Origin of the sequence: Treponema pallidum subsp. pallidum str. Nichols (assembly GCF_000410535.2) — a bacterium.
Classification (GTDB): Bacteria; Spirochaetota; Spirochaetia; order Treponematales; family Treponemataceae; genus Treponema; species Treponema pallidum.
The window spans coordinates 282,501-299,652 of record NC_021490.2; the positions used below are offsets into that span (position 1 = coordinate 282,501).

Annotated in this window: 14 protein-coding genes and 2 rRNA genes (1 of these 16 running past the window's edge); 10 read left to right on the forward strand and 6 right to left on the reverse strand. The window is 53.5% G+C overall.

All coding sequences use genetic code 11. The features are described from left to right. From TPANIC_RS01350 to TPANIC_RS01375, 6 genes are all read left to right on the forward strand, one after another. A 23S ribosomal RNA gene (locus TPANIC_RS01350) occupies nt 1-1,996 on the forward strand (it extends 957 nt beyond the left edge of the window). Between the two features lie 48 nt (nt 1,997-2,044). Further along, nucleotides 2,045-2,155, forward strand: a 5S ribosomal RNA gene (gene rrf, locus TPANIC_RS01355). A 57-nt stretch (nt 2,156-2,212) separates the two neighbouring features. Beyond that, the gene (locus TPANIC_RS01360) at nt 2,213-2,578 is read left to right on the forward strand and encodes a bactofilin family protein (protein ID WP_010881716.1); all 366 of its coding nucleotides are present in this window, start codon (nt 2,213-2,215) and stop codon (nt 2,576-2,578) included. Further along, a complete protein-coding gene (locus TPANIC_RS01365; protein WP_010881717.1) occupies nt 2,575-3,228 on the forward strand; it encodes a tetratricopeptide repeat protein in 654 nt (217 codons plus the stop codon). Before TPANIC_RS01360 ends, TPANIC_RS01365 begins: the two co-directional genes overlap by 4 nt. Nucleotides 3,229-3,237: 9 nt before the next feature. Further along, nucleotides 3,238-4,686, forward strand: coding sequence for a tRNA (N(6)-L-threonylcarbamoyladenosine(37)-C(2))-methylthiotransferase MtaB (gene mtaB / locus TPANIC_RS01370; RefSeq protein ID WP_010881718.1), 1,449 nt, complete (start codon nt 3,238-3,240; stop codon nt 4,684-4,686). Next, nucleotides 4,670-6,196, forward strand: a complete 1,527-nt coding sequence (locus TPANIC_RS01375; RefSeq protein WP_014342350.1) for a CCA tRNA nucleotidyltransferase — start codon at nt 4,670-4,672, stop codon at nt 6,194-6,196. The genes mtaB and TPANIC_RS01375 overlap by 17 nt, the downstream gene beginning before the upstream one ends. Here the strand turns inward: TPANIC_RS01375 and TPANIC_RS01380 are convergent. Both TPANIC_RS01380 and TPANIC_RS01385 read right to left on the reverse strand, forming a co-directional pair. After that, nucleotides 6,193-7,167: a ParB/RepB/Spo0J family partition protein gene (locus tag TPANIC_RS01380; RefSeq protein WP_010881720.1), complete on the reverse strand. Its 975-nt coding sequence runs from the start codon at nt 7,165-7,167 to the stop codon at nt 6,193-6,195. The genes TPANIC_RS01375 and TPANIC_RS01380 overlap by 4 nt on opposite strands. Continuing rightward, nucleotides 7,154-7,915 (reverse strand): ParA family protein, encoded by a 762-nt coding sequence (locus TPANIC_RS01385; RefSeq protein ID WP_010881721.1) that lies wholly within the window; start codon nt 7,913-7,915, stop codon nt 7,154-7,156. The genes TPANIC_RS01380 and TPANIC_RS01385 overlap by 14 nt, the downstream gene beginning before the upstream one ends. 132 nt (nt 7,916-8,047) lie before the next feature. Here TPANIC_RS01385 and TPANIC_RS01390 point away from each other — a divergent pair, with 132 nt between their 5' ends. Then, a complete protein-coding gene (locus tag TPANIC_RS01390) occupies nt 8,048-8,839 on the forward strand; it encodes a hypothetical protein (protein ID WP_010881722.1) in 792 nt (263 codons plus the stop codon). A 37-nt stretch (nt 8,840-8,876) separates the two neighbouring features. On the opposite strand, the gene TPANIC_RS01395 is transcribed toward TPANIC_RS01390, so the two are convergent. From TPANIC_RS01395 to TPANIC_RS01410, 4 genes are all read right to left on the reverse strand, one after another. Beyond that, nucleotides 8,877-9,377, reverse strand: coding sequence for a deoxycytidylate deaminase (locus tag TPANIC_RS01395; protein WP_010881723.1), 501 nt, complete (start codon nt 9,375-9,377; stop codon nt 8,877-8,879). A gap of 88 nt (nt 9,378-9,465) precedes the next feature. Then, nucleotides 9,466-10,215, reverse strand: a complete 750-nt coding sequence (locus TPANIC_RS01400; protein ID WP_010881724.1) for a WecB/TagA/CpsF family glycosyltransferase — start codon at nt 10,213-10,215, stop codon at nt 9,466-9,468. After that, the gene (locus TPANIC_RS01405; RefSeq protein WP_014342352.1) at nt 10,194-11,033 is read right to left on the reverse strand and encodes a 16S rRNA (uracil(1498)-N(3))-methyltransferase; all 840 of its coding nucleotides are present in this window, start codon (nt 11,031-11,033) and stop codon (nt 10,194-10,196) included. Before TPANIC_RS01405 ends, TPANIC_RS01400 begins: the two co-directional genes overlap by 22 nt. Nucleotides 11,034-11,250: 217 nt before the next feature. Continuing rightward, entirely contained in the window at nt 11,251-12,711 is a 1,461-nt protein-coding gene (locus TPANIC_RS01410; protein ID WP_014505444.1) for a S41 family peptidase, read from the reverse strand. A 188-nt stretch (nt 12,712-12,899) separates the two neighbouring features. On the opposite strand from TPANIC_RS01410, the gene rpsA reads away from it, so the two are divergent. The 3 genes from rpsA (at nt 12,900) to coaD (ending at nt 17,130) form a co-directional block, all read left to right on the forward strand. Beyond that, nucleotides 12,900-15,491: a 30S ribosomal protein S1 gene (gene rpsA / locus TPANIC_RS01415; RefSeq protein ID WP_010881728.1), complete on the forward strand. Its 2,592-nt coding sequence runs from the start codon at nt 12,900-12,902 to the stop codon at nt 15,489-15,491. A gap of 262 nt (nt 15,492-15,753) precedes the next feature. After that, complete coding sequence (locus TPANIC_RS01420) at nt 15,754-16,473, forward strand: tetratricopeptide repeat protein (protein ID WP_010881731.1); 720 nt, start codon at nt 15,754-15,756, stop codon at nt 16,471-16,473. A gap of 177 nt (nt 16,474-16,650) precedes the next feature. Next, nucleotides 16,651-17,130 carry a pantetheine-phosphate adenylyltransferase gene (gene coaD, locus TPANIC_RS01425; RefSeq protein WP_010881732.1) on the forward strand — a complete coding sequence of 160 codons (480 nt, stop codon included), beginning with the start codon at nt 16,651-16,653 and terminating at the stop codon, nt 17,128-17,130. Nucleotides 17,131-17,152: the final 22 nt, after the last annotated feature.

Consider the following 17,152-nt stretch of genomic DNA (forward strand, 5'->3'; position numbering starts at 1 on the left):
CCCAATCAAACTCTGAATGCCGGCAGTCAACGTGTGGGAGTGAGACTGCGTGCGACAAGGTTCGTAGTCGAGAGGGAAACAGCCCAGACCGTCAGCTAAGGTCCCGAAATACCGCTTGAGTGTGAAATGAAGTGTGGGTACCTGGACAGCCAGGAGGTTGGCTTAGAAGCAGCCATTCCTTGAAAGAGTGCGTAATAGCTCACTGGTCGAGTACGCATGCGCAGATAATGTATCGGGGCTAAGCGGTATACCGAAGCTACGGGTCTTGCATTTTTGGTGCAAGGCGGTAGGGGAGCATTCCATGTACTGATGAAGGAATATCCGGGAGGAGTTCTGGAGGGGATGGAAGAGAGAATGCAGGTATAAGTACACGAAAAGGAGGGTGAGATTCCTTCCCGCCGAAAACCTAAGGTTTCCTGGGTGAAGGTCATCTGCTCAGGGTAAGTCGGCCCCTAAGGCGAGGACGAGGGTCGTAGTCGATGGGAATCCGGTTTATATTCCGGAACCTCTTGCAATTTCGATGGCAGGACGCGTGAGGTGAAGCCCGGCCAAAGATTGGTAGTTTTGGTCTAAGTATCCGAGCCGTTTTAAGAGCGATAGGCAAATCCGTCGTTCGAGGTAAGGTGCGAGTGCGACTGGAGCGATGAGCGAAGGGAAGCAGGTGTAGTCATGGCGACGGGAAATACTGTCTAAGGTTAGGTTGCAAGAGACCGTACCGCAAACCGACACAGGTAGGTAGGATGAGTAATCTAAGGCGCTCGAGAGAACTCGCGTCAAGGAACTCGGCAAAATACACACGTAACCTCGGGAGAAGTGTGACCCTTGCCTTTGGTGAGGGTGGCAGAAAGCAGGTCCAGGCGACTGTTTATCAAAAACATAGCCATCTGCAAATCAGTAATGAGACGTATAGGTGGTGACACCTGCCCGGTGCTGGAAGGTTAAGAGGAGAGGTTCGTGGTAACACAACGCTTTGAATTGAAGCCCCAGTAAACGGCGGCCGTAACTATAACGGTCCTAAGGTAGCGAAATTCCTTGTCGGGTAAGTTCCGACCCGCACGAATGGTGTAACGACTCTGGACACTGTCTCGACGCGAGACTCGGTGAAATTTATGTACCGGTAAAGAAGCCGGTTACCCATAGTTAGACGGAAAGACCCCGTGAACCTTCACCGTAGCTTACTATTGGAACTTGGTTTACCATGTGTAGTATAGGTGGGAGACAGAGAAGCTTGGCCGTCAGGTTAGGCGGAGTCAACAGTGAAATACCACCCTTGGTACGTCAGGTTTCTAACCTTTGGCCGTGGATCCGGCAAAGGGACCGTGGTAGGTGGGCGGTTTGACTGGGGCGGTCGCCTCCTAAAAGGTAACGGAGGTGCGCGAAGGTCTCCTCACACCGGTTGGAAATCGGTGCGCGAGTGTAAAGGCACAAGGAGGCTTAACTGCGAGACCGACAGGTCGAGCAGATACGAAAGTAGGTCTTAGTGATCTGGCGGTAGCGTGTGGAAGCGCCGTCACTTAACGGATAAAAGGTACTCCGGGGATAACAGGCTGATTTTCCCCAAGAGTTCACATCGACGGGAAAGTTTGGCACCTCGATGTCGGCTCATCGCATCCTGGGGCTGAAGCAGGTCCCAAGGGTTTGGCTGTTCGCCAATTAAAGCGGTACGTGAGCTGGGTTCAGAACGTCGCGAGACAGTTCGGTCCCTATCTGCTATGGGCGTTGGATATGTGAGAGGAGCTGCTTTTAGTACGAGAGGACCGAAGTGGACGAACCTCTGGTGTACCAGTTATCCTGCCAAGGGTACGTGCTGGGTAGCTATGTTCGGAAGGGATAACCGCTGAAGGCATCTAAGTGGGAAGCCCGCCTCAAGATTACATATCCCTGAAGGTTGACCTTCCTGAAGACTCCTTGCACACTACAAGGTCGATAGGCTGGAGGTCTACGTACCGTAAGGTATTAAGCCGACCAGTACTAATAAGTCGTGAGGCTTGACCATATTATTCATCCTTCTCCTTCACCCTACCCCTTTGCGTAAAATATTTCGCCTGGTTGCCATGGTGGAGAGGTCATACCCGTTCCCATCCCGAACACGGAAGTCAAGCTCTCCTACGCCGATGATACTGCTCCTTCGCGGGAAAGTAGGTAGTAGCCAGGCTCCCCTTTGCCCATCACTCGCTTGACAAAATATTATCCGAAACCTTAAAGTCCGCAGGTGGCTTCGGCGCATTCGTTTGACCTGGTAGATTTGGATGATGAGGATTACGGTACTATCCTTGCTGAGGATGTTGAGTTTTCAGGGACGGTTCGCTTTGAAGAGCCCTTCATGGTACGTGGTGTTTTTGAAGGGAGCATCGAGTCCTCGGGTGATCTTATGGTTGAGGAGCAGGCGCGTGTTCGCGCTGAGATAGTTGCAGATCGTGTTGTCATTAAGGGAGAAGTAATCGGGAACGTCACGGCTATGTCTGTTGTTCGCGTCTTCCCATGTGGGAGGTTGATAGGGGATGTTACCGCGCCAGAAGTTGTGCTTGAGAGTGGGTGCTTTTTCAGTGGCGTGTGTAGTATGCCCGAATCGGGTTGATCGGTTTCCCTTGCAGACGGGTAGCTCTCTTGGTCGCTAGGTTTCTTTTGCCCGTTGTGTTCTGTTTCGTGTGTAGGGGGCTCTGTTCGCAGCAGTCTGGTCTTGCTTTCTACCGGGCGGGTAGTTACCGTGAGGCGATTAGATGCTGCGAGGAAGCTATCGCACAGGGGTCTAAGGACCTTGAGCATTATCTCGTGCTTGCCTGGGCGCTTGTTGCGGTTGGGAAGTACCATGAGGCTGCCCAGTGGGCCCTCGAGGGGCGCGCCGTTGCCGCCCATGATCCTCGCCTCATAGAGGCGCAGGCGGAGGCTTTCTGCCACTTGGGGAGAAATGAAGAAGCGCTTAGGTTGTTTCAAGACTACATTGCGTGTGCCCCGAATGGAGCGCGGCAGACCGCCGCGTATTATCTTATGGGGGAGATTTACCTGCGCACTTCGCGCTTCTTGCACGCAGATATCGCTTTTTCCGTCGCGCTCCAGTTAGATTCGCTTAACGATTTCTGGTGGGCCCGCTTGGGCTATGCACGCGAGCGCGCGGGGGACTATCGCTATGCGTTACAGGCCTACGACCGAGCGCTCCAGCTGAATAGAGATCTGGCTGATGCTCGCCGGGGCAGGGAGCGGGTGCTGAGGTACGTGTTCCGTAGGTAGGTTTTCTTCGTGTTTTCCGTTCGCATCGAGACGCTTGGCTGTCGTCTGAATCATGTCGAGTCTGAGTCGCTGGCAGCGCTCTTCTTGCAGGAGGGCTTTGCGGTATGCCGTGGCAATACCTCCACTGCCCCAGTGGTTCTGTGTGTGATCAACACCTGCACGGTCACAAGTAAGGCAGAGCAAAAGGCGCGGCGCCTCGTTCGTCTCCTGTTGCGCACATATCCTACTGCAATAGCGCTTGTCACTGGATGTTATGCGCAGCTTGAGCCTGCTTCTCTTGAAGCCATGGATGATCGTGTCCTTGCTTTTCCAGGAAAACAAAAAGATGCCCTCAGCCTTCTGCCCTCGTGTCTCCGTGCGTTACTTGTGCAGCGTGGTCCTGCGCCGATAGATCAGTATGTATGCGGTATGCGTGCGCTGCTCGCTTCTTTGAAGAAAAAAATTATTTCTTTGGAACTAACGTCTGAGTTTCCATCGCAGACGCATATGCCCACAAGGAATGCCCTTCCTCAGTTAACCGGTGTGCCTCATGCGCCGCGCGTTTCTGTATCTTCGTTTTCAGAACCTACAGCCGTTCCCCGTTTTGCTTTGTATGCCCCTCGTTTTTTGTTCCACTCACGCGCAAGCATTAAGGTGCAGGACGGTTGTAACAGTGGATGCGCTTTTTGTCGCATTCGTTTTGCACGCGGTCGCGCTGTATCACTTGAAACACACGAGGTAATTGGGCGGGTGCAGGCCCTTGAAGCTCGTGGTATGAGCGAGGTTGTACTTACAGGGGTGAACTTGTCTCAGTATAGAAGTGGCAGTATAGATTTTGCGGGTTTATTAGAGTTGATTGTGCAGGAAACGCATACGATTCATATTAGAATTTCGAGTTTGTACCCAGAAAGCGTAACATCTGCTTTTTTGCGTGCTATTGCGCACACGCGCGTGTCGCCTCATTTTCATTTATCGGTTCAGTCGGGCAGTGATCGCGTGTTACGACGCATGCGACGCGCTTACACACGTGCGGACATTTATCAGGCAGTTTCCGATTTACGGAGTGTGCGTGAAGAACCCTTTTTGGGTTGTGACATAATCGTCGGCTTTCCAGGGGAAACAGAGGAAGATTTTGCAGACACCCAGCGTATGTGCAAAACTTTGCGTTTTGCAGGTATTCATGTATTTCCGTTTTCTGCACGCCCCGGTACAGAGGCGTTTGCTATGGATGCAAAAGTGCCTCAGCGTATTGCAGGAGAACGCGTTGCTGCAATGCAGCAACTGGCAGAGAAAAACTACCGTGCGTATTTGGAATATTGGAATGGGAGGGAACTATGTGCGGTGGTAGAACAGTCCGTCGCACGTGTTTTGACAGAAAATTATTTGAGCCTCCCAATCATTGAACGGGGTGGCGTCGCTGCCTCAGCAGGATCACACGTAAGGATTAGAGTTCATAACGAGGGTGCTATCCTCTTGTGAGTTTCTGATTCGCAGTGGAGATTCATTGTTGTTAGAAAAAAACGAGCATGCAGTAGAGCGTGAGGAAGGGTCTGTGCGCGTGTTTCCTGTCTGTCCGCTGCTGCGTGAAGTGAGTGAGCGTTTCATCCGTGCAGGATTTTGCATTTATGTTGTCGGGGGTGCTGTGCGTGACTTTCTCCTGAACCGCAGTGCTCATGATTGGGATCTTGCAACTGACGCTCCCCCTGAGCGTGTGCGTATGCTTTTTAGACGCACGGTTCCTACTGGTATTGAACACGGCACTGTTACAATTCTTTTCAGAGGGCATTCTATTGAGTGCACTACGTTCCGTGTTGAGTCGGATTATTCCGATAGGAGACATCCGGATTCTGTTTGCTTTGCCGCGCGCATTGAGGACGATTTGGCAAGGCGCGACTTCACTGTCAATGCTTTCGCTGCCGCGCTCCCCTCGGGGGAAATCATCGACGTATGTGGCGGTTACGCCGATTTGCGTAACGGTCTTATCTGTAGCGTTGGGGATGCACATGCTAGATTTTCTGAAGATGCGTTGCGTCCTTTGCGTGCTGTGCGTTTTGCAGCGCAGTTATCTTTTTCCATCGAAGCGCGCACGCGTGAAGCAATTATCGCGCTACGCGCTCATACTGCACGTATTTCTCGTGAGCGGGTGCGTGATGAACTTTCTAAGATGCTTTGTACTCCCCGTCCGAGTATTGCGCTCCGCCTAATGGAAGAGACTGGATTGCTGCACACACTTTTTCCTGCGCTGGCGCAGGTGTGTGGGAGAAACGAAGGGGAGGAGAAGGAGACGCAGGACAGTCTGCAGGTTTCACCGCAGCAACGACGTGACGCTCGCACCTTTGCTGCGTGCGCGTTTGCTGCGTGCGATCGGGTGCCTGCAGAGCTTGCGGTCCGCCTTGCAGCACTTCTCTTTCCGCTGGCTCACTATCGTACGCTTCCTGCTTCAGGAACGGGGGCAGCGTTGTTTATATGCCCTCCTGCACTTGCTGAAGCGCGCGAGCTTTTGCGTGGCCTGAAGTACCCGAATTACCTGACGGCTCAGGTGTGTCACTTGGTTGCACACGCGCGTTTTACTCCACACGAATGTTGGTCTGAAGGAACGCTCCGTCGTTTCGTTGTGACGGTAGGTACTACTCAGCTAGAATCGCTGTGTGTCCTGCGGCGTGCCTATCTTGCTGATGACGATTACCGCATATCTGCTCAGCCTGGAGTGTCCTGCGAGAATGCGCGGGAAGGAAAAAAAATGCAGGAACAGTTTGAAATATTCGTAACACGCGTGCGCAGGGTCGCCGCACAATTGCCTGTGCACGGCATACGCGACCTTGCGGTGAACGGACGCGACTTGATAGCGCAGGGCATTCCCCCAGGTCCCACCATAGGGCACATCCTGAACGCACTGTTTGATATGGTCCTCATGCAACCGTCGCGCAACACGCGTCCGCAGCTTTTGGAACATGCGCAGGAGATTGTGCGCACCATGGCGCAGAATTAGTGCGCCTTGAGCAACCCGTAGAGTCTTTCTAATTCTGCTTGGGAGAAATACGTGATCTCAATTCTCCCCCGTTGTAAATTCCCACTGATGCGCACCTTGGTTCCCAGTTGTTCCAACAATTGCTGTTCAATGTCTGCGATGTCTGCGTTACGTATGCGCGCATCTAATTGCGCATCCGTCGATGGGGAAGAAGGAGGAAGGCGGGTGATGTCTGTAGCAGAACCGCCGGGTGAAGGGGAAGACGCCGCCGTGTGCGCGCGAGCTCCAGCGTAATCGTGCAAACTTCCGCCACGATTAAGACATGCAACGCACTCCTCTGCGGCACGTACAGACAACGCATGGGTAACTACATACTGAGCAACGCTTACACACAACTGCATGTCGGTGAGTGACAGAAGTGCGCGCGCATGCCCTGCGCTCAGCGTTCGAGACGAAAGCGACTGCTGAACTTCAGGAGGCAGTTTTAAAAGACGCAGCGCATTGGTAATGGTACTGCGGTTTTTTCCAACCCGCTGTGCGAGCTCTTCATGACTTAAATTACCCAGATCCATGATATGTTGATAGGCGCGCGCCTCTTCCAGGGGATTCAGGTTTTCTCGCTGAACATTTTCAATGAGCGCGATGGCAAGCTTTTTTTCATGATCGCAGGTGCGCACGATAACAGGTATCCGATTCAACCCCGCAAGGATGGCAGCGCGTGTTCTACGCTCCCCCGCGATAATGACCCAGCTTCCGTCCTGGTTTTTTTCCGCAAGGACTGGCTGGATTACCCCGTGCTCACGAATAGACGCGGCAAGCTCCTCGAGAGATTCCTGCGCAAAGGTGCGACGCGCCTGATGTGGATTCGCCTGCAGCAGCGTGGGATCAAGATAGTGTACAGTCTGCACACCGCCTGAATCACGAACATCGTATCGATCTGAGCTTTCTTGCAGCAGCGCGTCAATGCCTTTGCCTAATTTATCTTTGCCCATCGCGTGCCACTATTTCCCGTGCAAGCTTCTCATAACTCCGTGCCCCTGCGCACTGTGCATCGTAAGAACTAATGGGTAACCCGTGCGAAGGGGCTTCGGATAACTTTACGTTGCGAGGAATGATAGTATTGAACACCTTGTCCCCAAAATAGGTTGTCACTTGCTTAACCACTTCTTGCGCCAGCTTAGTTCTAGTATCATACATGGTAAAGAAGATGCCTCCGATCGAAAGCGCGGTATTCAGACCACTTTGTACACGCTTTACCGTCTGCAGTAAGAGTGTGAGGCCTTCAAGTGCAAAATACTCACACTGCAATGGGATGAACACCTCGTTTGCCGCTGCAAGTCCATTCAATGTGAGGATACCCAGCGAGGGCGGACAATCAATCAGGATAAAGTCGTACGTGTCTTTTACTTCTGCCAATATCTTTTTAAGGTAGAGCTCGCGGTCTTGTTCATCTACTAGTTCCACCGTCGCGCCAGAAAGATCGATGGAAGCGGGGATAGCAAAAAGGTTATGCACTGGTGTAGTGCGCAGCACGCTGTTGATGTGTGCCTTACCTGCAAGAAGATCATACACGGTCAACCCTCTAGCTAAGCCGAGACCCGAGGACATGTTCCCTTGAGGATCAAAATCAACGAGCAAGGTTTTCTTTCCTGCAAGCGCTAAATACGCACCCAAGTTAATGGCAGAGGTTGTCTTACCCACCCCTCCCTTTTGATTTACGAACACCAAGGTTTTACCCATGGTGCCGGAGTGTACTCCACTTTCTAAATAAATAAAAGGACTTCGAAAGCGCGTCTGAATGGGAAGCTATGCGATGGGGTAAATCCTGGTAAGGAGATACGGTGTGCAAAAGCTAGAGTGATACGATGAACTGTGCTACCTTACGCGGAGGTGATCCTTTTTCTTATAAAAAAACATTGCATTGATTGTGGTGAAGCGTTTTTCGGTATTGTAGTGCTCAATGCGTTGTGTCTTGCAGGGGTAGGGTACAGTCTGTTATGGCACCAAGGGCCTGGTCGGAGCGTGTTGTTTGTCTTAGTACTGGCTACGCTGTACGCATGTCTGTGCGCGTTCTGTGTCGTTCGCGGAGAACGGGGATGTGATACTCTGGCAGATACGAATCTACGCGTCTTCACACACGCACTGCGCGAGGTGTGGCTCCAGAGCCTGTGGTGTGCACTGCTACAGTGTGTGTTGTTTCGAACTGGAAAATACGTGTGTACATATTACTTTGCACGCACGCATTCTGTATTTACCGCGTGCGGTATACTCAGTGCCTGGACATACGCGCTCGCGTGCGGTGCACTCCTGTGGTTTGTGCCGGTGCGTGCACGCTACAGAACGCATTTTCGCCAATGCGTATATCTCTCGGCACGAGTATTTTTTGAGCACCCGTGTATTACCTTCCTTATGGTTTTGTACAGCATGGGTGTGCTCGCGCTGAGTGTACCAATGGCTTTTTTATTTCCAGGACCGTGCGGCATTGTGCTTCTGTGGCAGGATGTGCTGCGCACGCTCTGTTTTCGTCGTGCATGGCTTGCTGCACACGAGGGGCGCAAGGCGGCGTGCGCACCGCCTATTCCCTGGGAGCAGCTCATGTGCCAGATGCGTGCACAATCCCGCGCGCACACCGTCGGCGAGCTCTTCTCTCCGTGGAAATCGTAATGTTCATTGTGTTCGAGAGAAATAACAACCCCGCAGTCTATGAGGGGGTGCCGTACTCAGCAGGATTTTGGTATATGTGCTCAAGCGCGATCTGTGCTTGTGCAAACAGCATGATACTTTCTGTCGCAGTCTGATAACGCTTCTCAGCAACGACACGCACAATGCCGCAGTTAATGATGAGCATTGCACAGGTGCGGCACGGTGTCATGGTACAGTAGAGTGTTGCGCCCTCTAGACCGATGCCCAAACGCGCTGCCTGGCAGAGGGCGTTTTGCTCTGCGTGCACGGTGCGAACGCAATGCTGCGTGCACGTCCCGTCTTCATGCTGCACCGTGCGTAGCTGGTGTCCATGTTCGTCACAATGCAGGAGACCTCGCGGTGCGCCTGCATACCCAGTTACAAGCAGATGGTGATCGCGCGCTATGACGCAGCCTGCGCGTCCGCGATCGCAGGTGGCACGCTTGGCAATTGCATGACACACTTCCATAAAATACTCATCCCAACTCGGTCGCGTAACCAACTCCTCACGTTGTCCCATTATCGTATGCTCCCTTTTTCCCTTAAAGATGCACATGCCCTTGTGCTGCGGTGCGCAGCACACTCTGGCGGGTGAGTTTAAACATCGCTCACTTCGTGCGGAATATACGGTAGAAAAGCAAGAGAAAGATATACCATACGTATCGCACGCTCCTGTGCCAGCGCAATGGATGCAGTGTTTGTCCCCAGGGACTGCGTCCGTGTAACAGTTCTTTTGCGCGTGGTCGTTTGCGCCGTTTTGAGAAAATGTCGATAACCTCGCTGTCTTGCACAAAAATGCCACCGGCGAAGTGTGCGCGATTGCGCGCAATCCATCGTACGCCTCCTGGTACCCCATTGCCGACAATTACCAGCGATGCGTTGGATTTTACAATTGCCGTGATAATGTTGTTTTCTAACGTCTTACGATAAAAGCCGTGAAATCGACCTACCACGCTCAGTCCGGGAAAGGTAGAATGCACGTTACGCTCCGCCTCGAGCAGACTCTGTCCCCGACCGCCGAACAAGTAGAGTGATTTGTAGTGCGTGTCCATAACGTTGAGCAAGGTGATGATGAATTGAAACGGGTGCCGAAAGATAGGTGTCGGCAATCCCAAAAAGCGTGCACCGCGCACAATACTGTAGGATGTGGGCAGACACAACGCTGCGCGGCCTACCATGGTGCGGAACTCGTGATTATGCCGTGCCTTTAGCACGTCCCAGAGAGAAAGAAATATAATGTGCTGCGGCTCTTTTTTTTCTAACAGGGAGAGAATGACGGTGCACAGATACTCTTCACGCACCACATCAAGGGGTACGGAAAGGAACTCAATGCGCGTTACCAGCTGCGTTTGTTCCATAGTGCTGCCTCACTAAGAAGGAGATGTGCGCCTGCAAGAGCATAGAGCGCGGCCGTTTCTACGCGCAGCACATTCGTGCGAAAGTGCAGGGGTGCAAAGTGCGCGTCATGAAGCGTGCGCTCTTCTGTATCAGAAAAACCGCCTTCAGCGCCTACTGCAAGTATAACCGCCTGCGCGCGCACATCCGGCGTGTTGTGCGGCGCATTTGGCTCTGTGGGCGTACGGTGCGCGGTGCAGTGTGTAGAACGTCCTGTCCAAAGCAGTTCGTGAAAGGAACCTCCCACGTGTTTTTCACTGCAATAGATACGCACTGCAGAAGGATAAGGAAATTCCTGCTCGAGCATATGCAGTGCGCCAAGGAGGCTGTGGAGCGTGTCCACACGGGTGTTCACGGCAGAACCAGACTGTTGACGCGCTTCCCGCACGATGCGCTGCAAGCGTGCATGCTGGGTGTCTTTTTCATCGCGGATGAGCGAACGTTCTCCTCGAATCGGTATGATGCGCGCAGTTCCAAGTTCTGTCGCATGCCGAACGATCGCGTCAAAGACGCGCGCACGGGGCATCCACTGAAGCAACACAAGCGTTACCTGCGTTTTCTCATCCACTGGGGGCATGGGCGTGCAGTGGAGGATTAGTGAACGCGTATGTATGTCGAGAGCGGATACTACTGCGCTGTACTGCGCACCGGCCTGCGTACGCAGGGTGAATGTATCCCCCACGCGTGCGCGTCGAACACGCACCATGTAATGAAAATCCTTGCCTGAAAGCTGCACATACCCGCCGGAATCCGGTTCTGCGGTTATCAGCAATTGTTTCATAATATCCACGCGCTGAGCGCGCCGGACGCTGTGCGACAACACCACCGTAAGGAACTTCTCTCACCGTAAACCCTATACATATCTGAAAGTAGTGCGGCGCCGAGCACGCACAGTCTGGCTCCCATAGCCTGGGCAGCGGGACCGACCTGATAAGGGCCACACTCACCAAGTCTTTGCAAGGGGTATAACAAGGGCGCACGCGTAGCGAACTGGACGTTCAAGATACCTTCTTTTTTTCCTGTATTCCCTCTTGCAATTCTTTGACCGTTTTAGTACGCGCCACCAGCGCGTGAATATCCTGTGTGCGTATCAACTCCACCGCCTTTCGCAGCTGTTCATCATATTCTAAGTCATATACAAAAGACGCATTGTGCCGGTGATACTCCTGTGCGATGAGCTTTTCCACCAGTATTGATCGGAGTTTAAATTCGCGTGCCAGGCCACGTGCATACTGTTTTATGCGTTCGGAGTTCATGGTACGGTTCTGCTCTGCAAAGAGTTTCACTTTTTCAGACTTAAATAGACTGACAAGTGCCTCTTCTTCCTCGGGAGTAAACTCTGTTTCTCGTACCTCGAGGTCCGGCGGAATGCCGCTCTTATCGATATTTGCGTCGCTTGGGGTGTAGTAGCGTGAGATAGTCATTTTCAAACTCTCCCGTTCATTGAGGTCAAAGACTTGCTGCACGACTCCCTTTCCGTATGTGGTTTGGCCGACCAGATATGCGCGCTTGTGGTCTTTTAGCGCACCTGAAACGATTTCTGAAGCGGACGCAGAATCCCTGTTGATGAGAACAATCACAGGCATAGACGGAGGTAGCTTCTGCGCACGTGCGTTAACGCTGAACGTTATGGAGTGTCCCTGCACGCGTGACTTAGTGGTTACAACGGTTCCGGAGGGAATGAATGAGCTGGTAACGTCCACTGCGGCGGTGATAAGGCCGCCTGGATTGTTGCGCAGGTCGAGAATGAGACGGTCGCAACCTTGCCTACGCAGTTCGGTAACGGTTTCTACCATGCGGGTAGCGGTGACTGGGTTGAACTCTATGAGGCGCACGTACGCGATGTTTGGATCGATTTTTGCGTACTTAACAGTGGGAATTTCAATTTTCGCACGGGTGAGGGTGAATGGTCGGAAAATCTTTGTACCCCGTTTGACAACAAGAGTCACCTTGGTGCCTATCGGCCCCCGTAGTTTCTTTAAAACCTCGTCCATAGTCATGGTGTCAGTGCTCATGGTGCCGATTTTGACGATGAGGTCCCTCGGTCTGATTCCTCCTTTCCAGGAAGGAGTGTCTTCAATGGCGGCGGTCACTTCCACGTAGGCGGGTTTGCCCGGAGTGGATGTTCTGGACTTAGAAATGACAACGCCGATGCCGCCAAAGAAACCCTTGGTAGTGTCTTGGAGATTAACGCCGCTGATGCTGTCGCTTTCGACGAAGGTTGTGTAAGGGTCCTGAAGAGAGTTAATCATGCCTTCTAGTGCCCCCTTGTAGAGGATGTGGGGGTCTACCTCGTCGACGTAGTATTTGCGGAGGAATTCGTAGACATCCTGCACCGTCTGCATGCGCTCGTCTTCCTCGGAAGACTGTGGCAAATAAGCGGCAGTCCATGTGGGGAAGGGAGCTGCGCTGGTGATCAGACAACAGACGAGGAGCGCAAACAGTCTCAGAACACTCATGGGCGGATGATGGAATGCGTGCCCGTCTGTGTCAAGAATCTGCGTTGGACAGTTTCCTTTCCATGCGACTAGACGGAGGAGGGCACTGGGGGAGGTGCAGGCGCGCCCCAGACCCGCTCTGGGAGGAGCAGGATATAGCGTGACTTCCGTTTTCTGCCCTGTACTTCCCTTCTTCGTTTTTCACCCCTGTGCATGGGGGGGGGGAGAGAGAGAGAAGTTTCGTTCATCCTCGCACCCGTTGCGTTGCGGTGCGTGCAAGGACTGTGCTACAGTGCCGGCCGATGGGGACCGTGATCATCGCTCTTGATGGACCTGCAGGCTCTGGGAAGAGCAGCGTCTGTCGTCTGCTCGCGTCTCGCCTTGGCGCGCAATGTTTGAACACGGGTTCTTTCTACCGTGCATTTACCCTCGCCGCATTGCGTAGGGTATCGGAGTTGGCCGTGCAAGCGTGCTCTCCTTCTCCGGACCCTGATGCGGCGGTCGGGTGCGCGGCTGTTCCACACGCAACAAATCTGGACACATCATATGCTCCTCTGACGGCCCAGAAGAAGGTTGCACTTTTTGATGAAGCGTATTGGGTTTCGTTTGCGCGCACAGTTGCGCTTTCTTATCGTGCGGGTGTGATGTACGTGGGCGAAGAGAACGTGGAGTCACTGCTGCGTTCGGATGAGGTGGAGTCGGCAGTCTCGTACTTCGCGGCAATGCCGGCTATTCGGGCAATTATGACGGGGAAGATCCGGTCGGCCGTTTGTGGTGCGCGGGTAGTTTGTGAAGGGCGTGATCTAACGACGGTTGTGTTTGTGGATGCGGACTTGAAGTGCTACCTTGACGCTTCTATTGAGGCGCGTGTGGCGCGTCGTTGGGCGCAGGGAACGAGCCGGTTATCGAAGCAGGAACTCGAGCAGCGCATGCGCGCGCGTGACGCACACGACAGGGCGCGCACCGTGGGGGGGCTCAGGTGTGCGCCTGATGCGCTGTACGTGGATACTTCTTGCTTGACCATTGAGGAGGTTTGTGAAAGAATCGCGCGCGAGGCGCACCGCAGAGCTTTGTGGGGAGGAGAGCGTTCAGTGGAAAATCAGGAGGGGAAGGGTACACCATTGGTGCCGCGGCAGCTGCAGGAGCGGTATTCGTTTGAGGCTCCGGAACCTGGTTCTGTTAGGATGGGGACGGTGGTTCAGGTTAATGCGGGGACGGTGTTTGTAGACATCGGGGGAAAATCTGAAGGGCGCGTTCCAGTGGAAGAGTTTGAGGCGCCGCCGAAGGCAGGGGATGGCGTTCGGGTGTATGTGGAGCGCGTGACGCCTTATGGCCCTGAGCTTTCCAAGACGAAGGCCGATCGCTTGGGTTTGAAAGTTAAGTTACGTGATGCGGAGCGAGACGGGACTCCGGTTGAGGGGAGGATCGTCCGTCTAACGGAAAAGAAGAGTGGTTTTGAAGTGGACTTGGGTGCGGGGATGATGGCCTTTTTACCTATCAGCCAGTCGGACTGTCAGAAAGTCGACGCGCCTGAGAGTCTCATTGGGCTTACGTCTAAGTTCTATATCGAGCGTATATCCCAAAGCAAACAGCATCGCGGCAACGACAACATTGTCATTAATCGACGCCGGTATTTGGAGGAGCGTGCGCGGCAGGCGCGCGAGGAGTTCTTCAATTCGGTTCATATTGAAGATTCCGTATCCGGAGTGGTTAAGAGCTTTACGAGTTTTGGTGCTTTCATTGACTTGGGCGGTTTCGATGGCCTCCTGCATGTGAATGACATGAGCTGGGGGCACGTGGCGCGGCCGCGCGAGTTTGTGAAGAAAGGACAAACCATTGAGTTGAAGGTTATCCGCCTGGATCAGGCGGAGAAGCGTATCAATTTGTCCCTGAAGCATTTTCAGCCGGATCCGTGGCTTGAGTTTGAAAACAAGTTCGGCGTGAATGATGTGGTCAAGGGGCGTGTAACGAAAATCGCTGATTTCGGTGCGTTCATTGAACTTGCTGAGGGTATCGAGGGGCTTGCGCATATTAGTGAGTTCAGCTGGGTAAAGAAAACGAGTAAACCCAGTGACATGGTTAAAATTGGGGATGAAGTGGAGTGTATGATCCTCGGGTATGATATCCAGGCGGGACGGGTGTCTCTGGGGCTTAAGCAGGTAACGGCGAATCCTTGGGAGGAAATAGAGGCTCGTTATCCTGTGGGTGCGCGCTTTACGCGCCGTATCGTAAAGGTTACGAACGCAGGTGCTTTCATTGAAATGGAAGAGGGAATAGACGGCTTTTTGCACGTCGATGATCTGTCCTGGGTTAAGCGGACGCGTCCTGCAGACCATGAGCTTGAGGTAGGTAAAGAAATCGAGTGTATGGTTATCGAGTGTGATCCGCAAGCGCGCCGTATTCGGCTTGGTGTTAAGCAGTTGAGCGACAATCCGTGGCAGGTGTTTGCGAACGCCTATGGGGTAGGGTCTACCGTGGAGGGGGAAGTATCTTCCGTGACGGATTTTGGGATTTTCGTGCGTGTTCCCGGTGGCGTTGAGGGGCTTGTTCGCAAGCAGCATCTGGTTGAGAATCGGGATGGGGATCCGGGTGAAGCGCTAAGGAAATACGCAGTGGGGGACCGGGTCAAGGCAGTGATCGTAGATATGAACGTGAAGGACAGGAAGGTTGCTTTTTCTGTTAGAGACTATCAAAGAAAGGTACAGCGTGACGAGCTTTCTCGGTATATGTCCGCCCCGCGGGGGGAGGACGAAGGCTCGTTTACGCTCGGTGATTTGATGAGGCAAACGTCTGGAAAGTGAGTGGGTCGGTGTGTTGCGCGTGTGATACGCGGTTCTTTCGGGCGCAGTGGGTTGACTGCGGTTTTGGTGGCTCCTCCTCGGTTGTTGTGGGTGCTTCTCCGCAAGGTCTTTTGCGTGTGAGGTAGGTGCCCGAGCCTCCGTGTGTATCTTGCGGTAGTTCCGGTGTGCTGTTCTTTCCCTTGGGCAGGTGTGGGGCTTCGCTGCTCGCGCCTGTCGGTGAGGGTTCTCGAGTTGAGTGATTCTGTGAGGGGAGGAGGGATCCATGCATGAGCAGCGGCGTGGGATAGTGCGGGTTGATCGGTTCTTGGAACTGCACCGGCGGTTGCTTGTGGGTGTGCTCGTCGCTATCCTCGGGGGGCTAGGGCTAAGTGCAGGGTGTTTGCTGGTTATGACGCGTTTACGCGCGCGTGCTTCAGCAGAGGTAACGCGCATAGCGCGTGAGTGGGACGTATTGCGTAAACCGGATAATACAGTGAGCGCTTCTGGTCATGAAGTGGAGGGGCGGGGAGGGTCTTCCATACGTGCGAAGGAGGATGCGCTTTTGGCGCGCCTTGAGTCGTGCGCCAGTTCGCCGTGGCGGGACGGCTTTGCATATGCGTACGCACAGGCCTGTGTCGCGGACATTTTCTTTGCGCGTAAGGAGTGGGAGAAGGCACAGCAGGCCTATGTCCGTGCAGCGTATGGTGCTCGTAGGAGCTACGTGGCCGGCGTGTATTATTTTAATGCAGCGTCTTGCGCGGATGAGCGTGGTCGCTTCGAGGAGGCGCGTGAGCTGTATCAGAGGAGTGCACGCGTGCAGGATTTTCCACTCGTTCCCCGTGCTCTCTTTAACGTTGGTCGCATGGAAGAGGCGTTAGGGCGCGCGGCTGCTGCTACAGCTGCCTACATGCAGCTGTATGAGCGCTTTCCGCTCAATGGATGGGCGGCGCTCGGGAAGTCGCGTGCTATTGCGATCTCAGTGGGTGGGGGAAGAGCACAGTAGGAGGAGAAGCGTTCGCGCCGTGCGGTGCGCACGTTGTGTAGCTAGGAAGCGTAGAGAGCTCGCGTGAACACCGATTTTCCGCGAGGAGTTGACGGAGTGGGTGCGAATATAAATAGTGCTGCCTGTTTTTTGTGTAGTTCGCCGCATGTTCCTGAACAACGTGAGGGGTTGCCGTGCGTGAAGGCGATTTTCGCCGGTTCTTTTGATCCGCCTACCTTTGGGCATTTAGATCTTGTTCTGCGCGCGCGTAGTCTTTTTGCAGAGGTCCACGTGTTGGTTGCGGTCAATGTTCAGAAAAGGTATTTGCTTTCAGAATGTGAGCGCGTTGATTTGATGCGGCAAGTCCTTGGGGATCGTCCGGGTGTGTACGTCTTTCCTTGGCGTTCGCTTGTGGTTACGTACGCTCGAGATGTTGGTGCGCGTGTGCTGGTTCGCGGTGTGAGAAATGCTACTGATTTCTGTCAGGAGTTTGATCTTGCATGGGTTCATCGTGCGCTCGACGCTGGTTTAGAAACAGTTTTTTTGGCGGCAAAGCCCTGCTATGCTGCGCTTCGTTCCAGCATGGTACGCGAGGTTGCTTCTTTCGGTGGTGATGTGTCTACTTTTGTCCCCCGTGTAGTTGCCCGCCTTTTGCAAGAGAAGTTTACGCAGGCGTGAATTGCATGAGCTGAGTATGTGA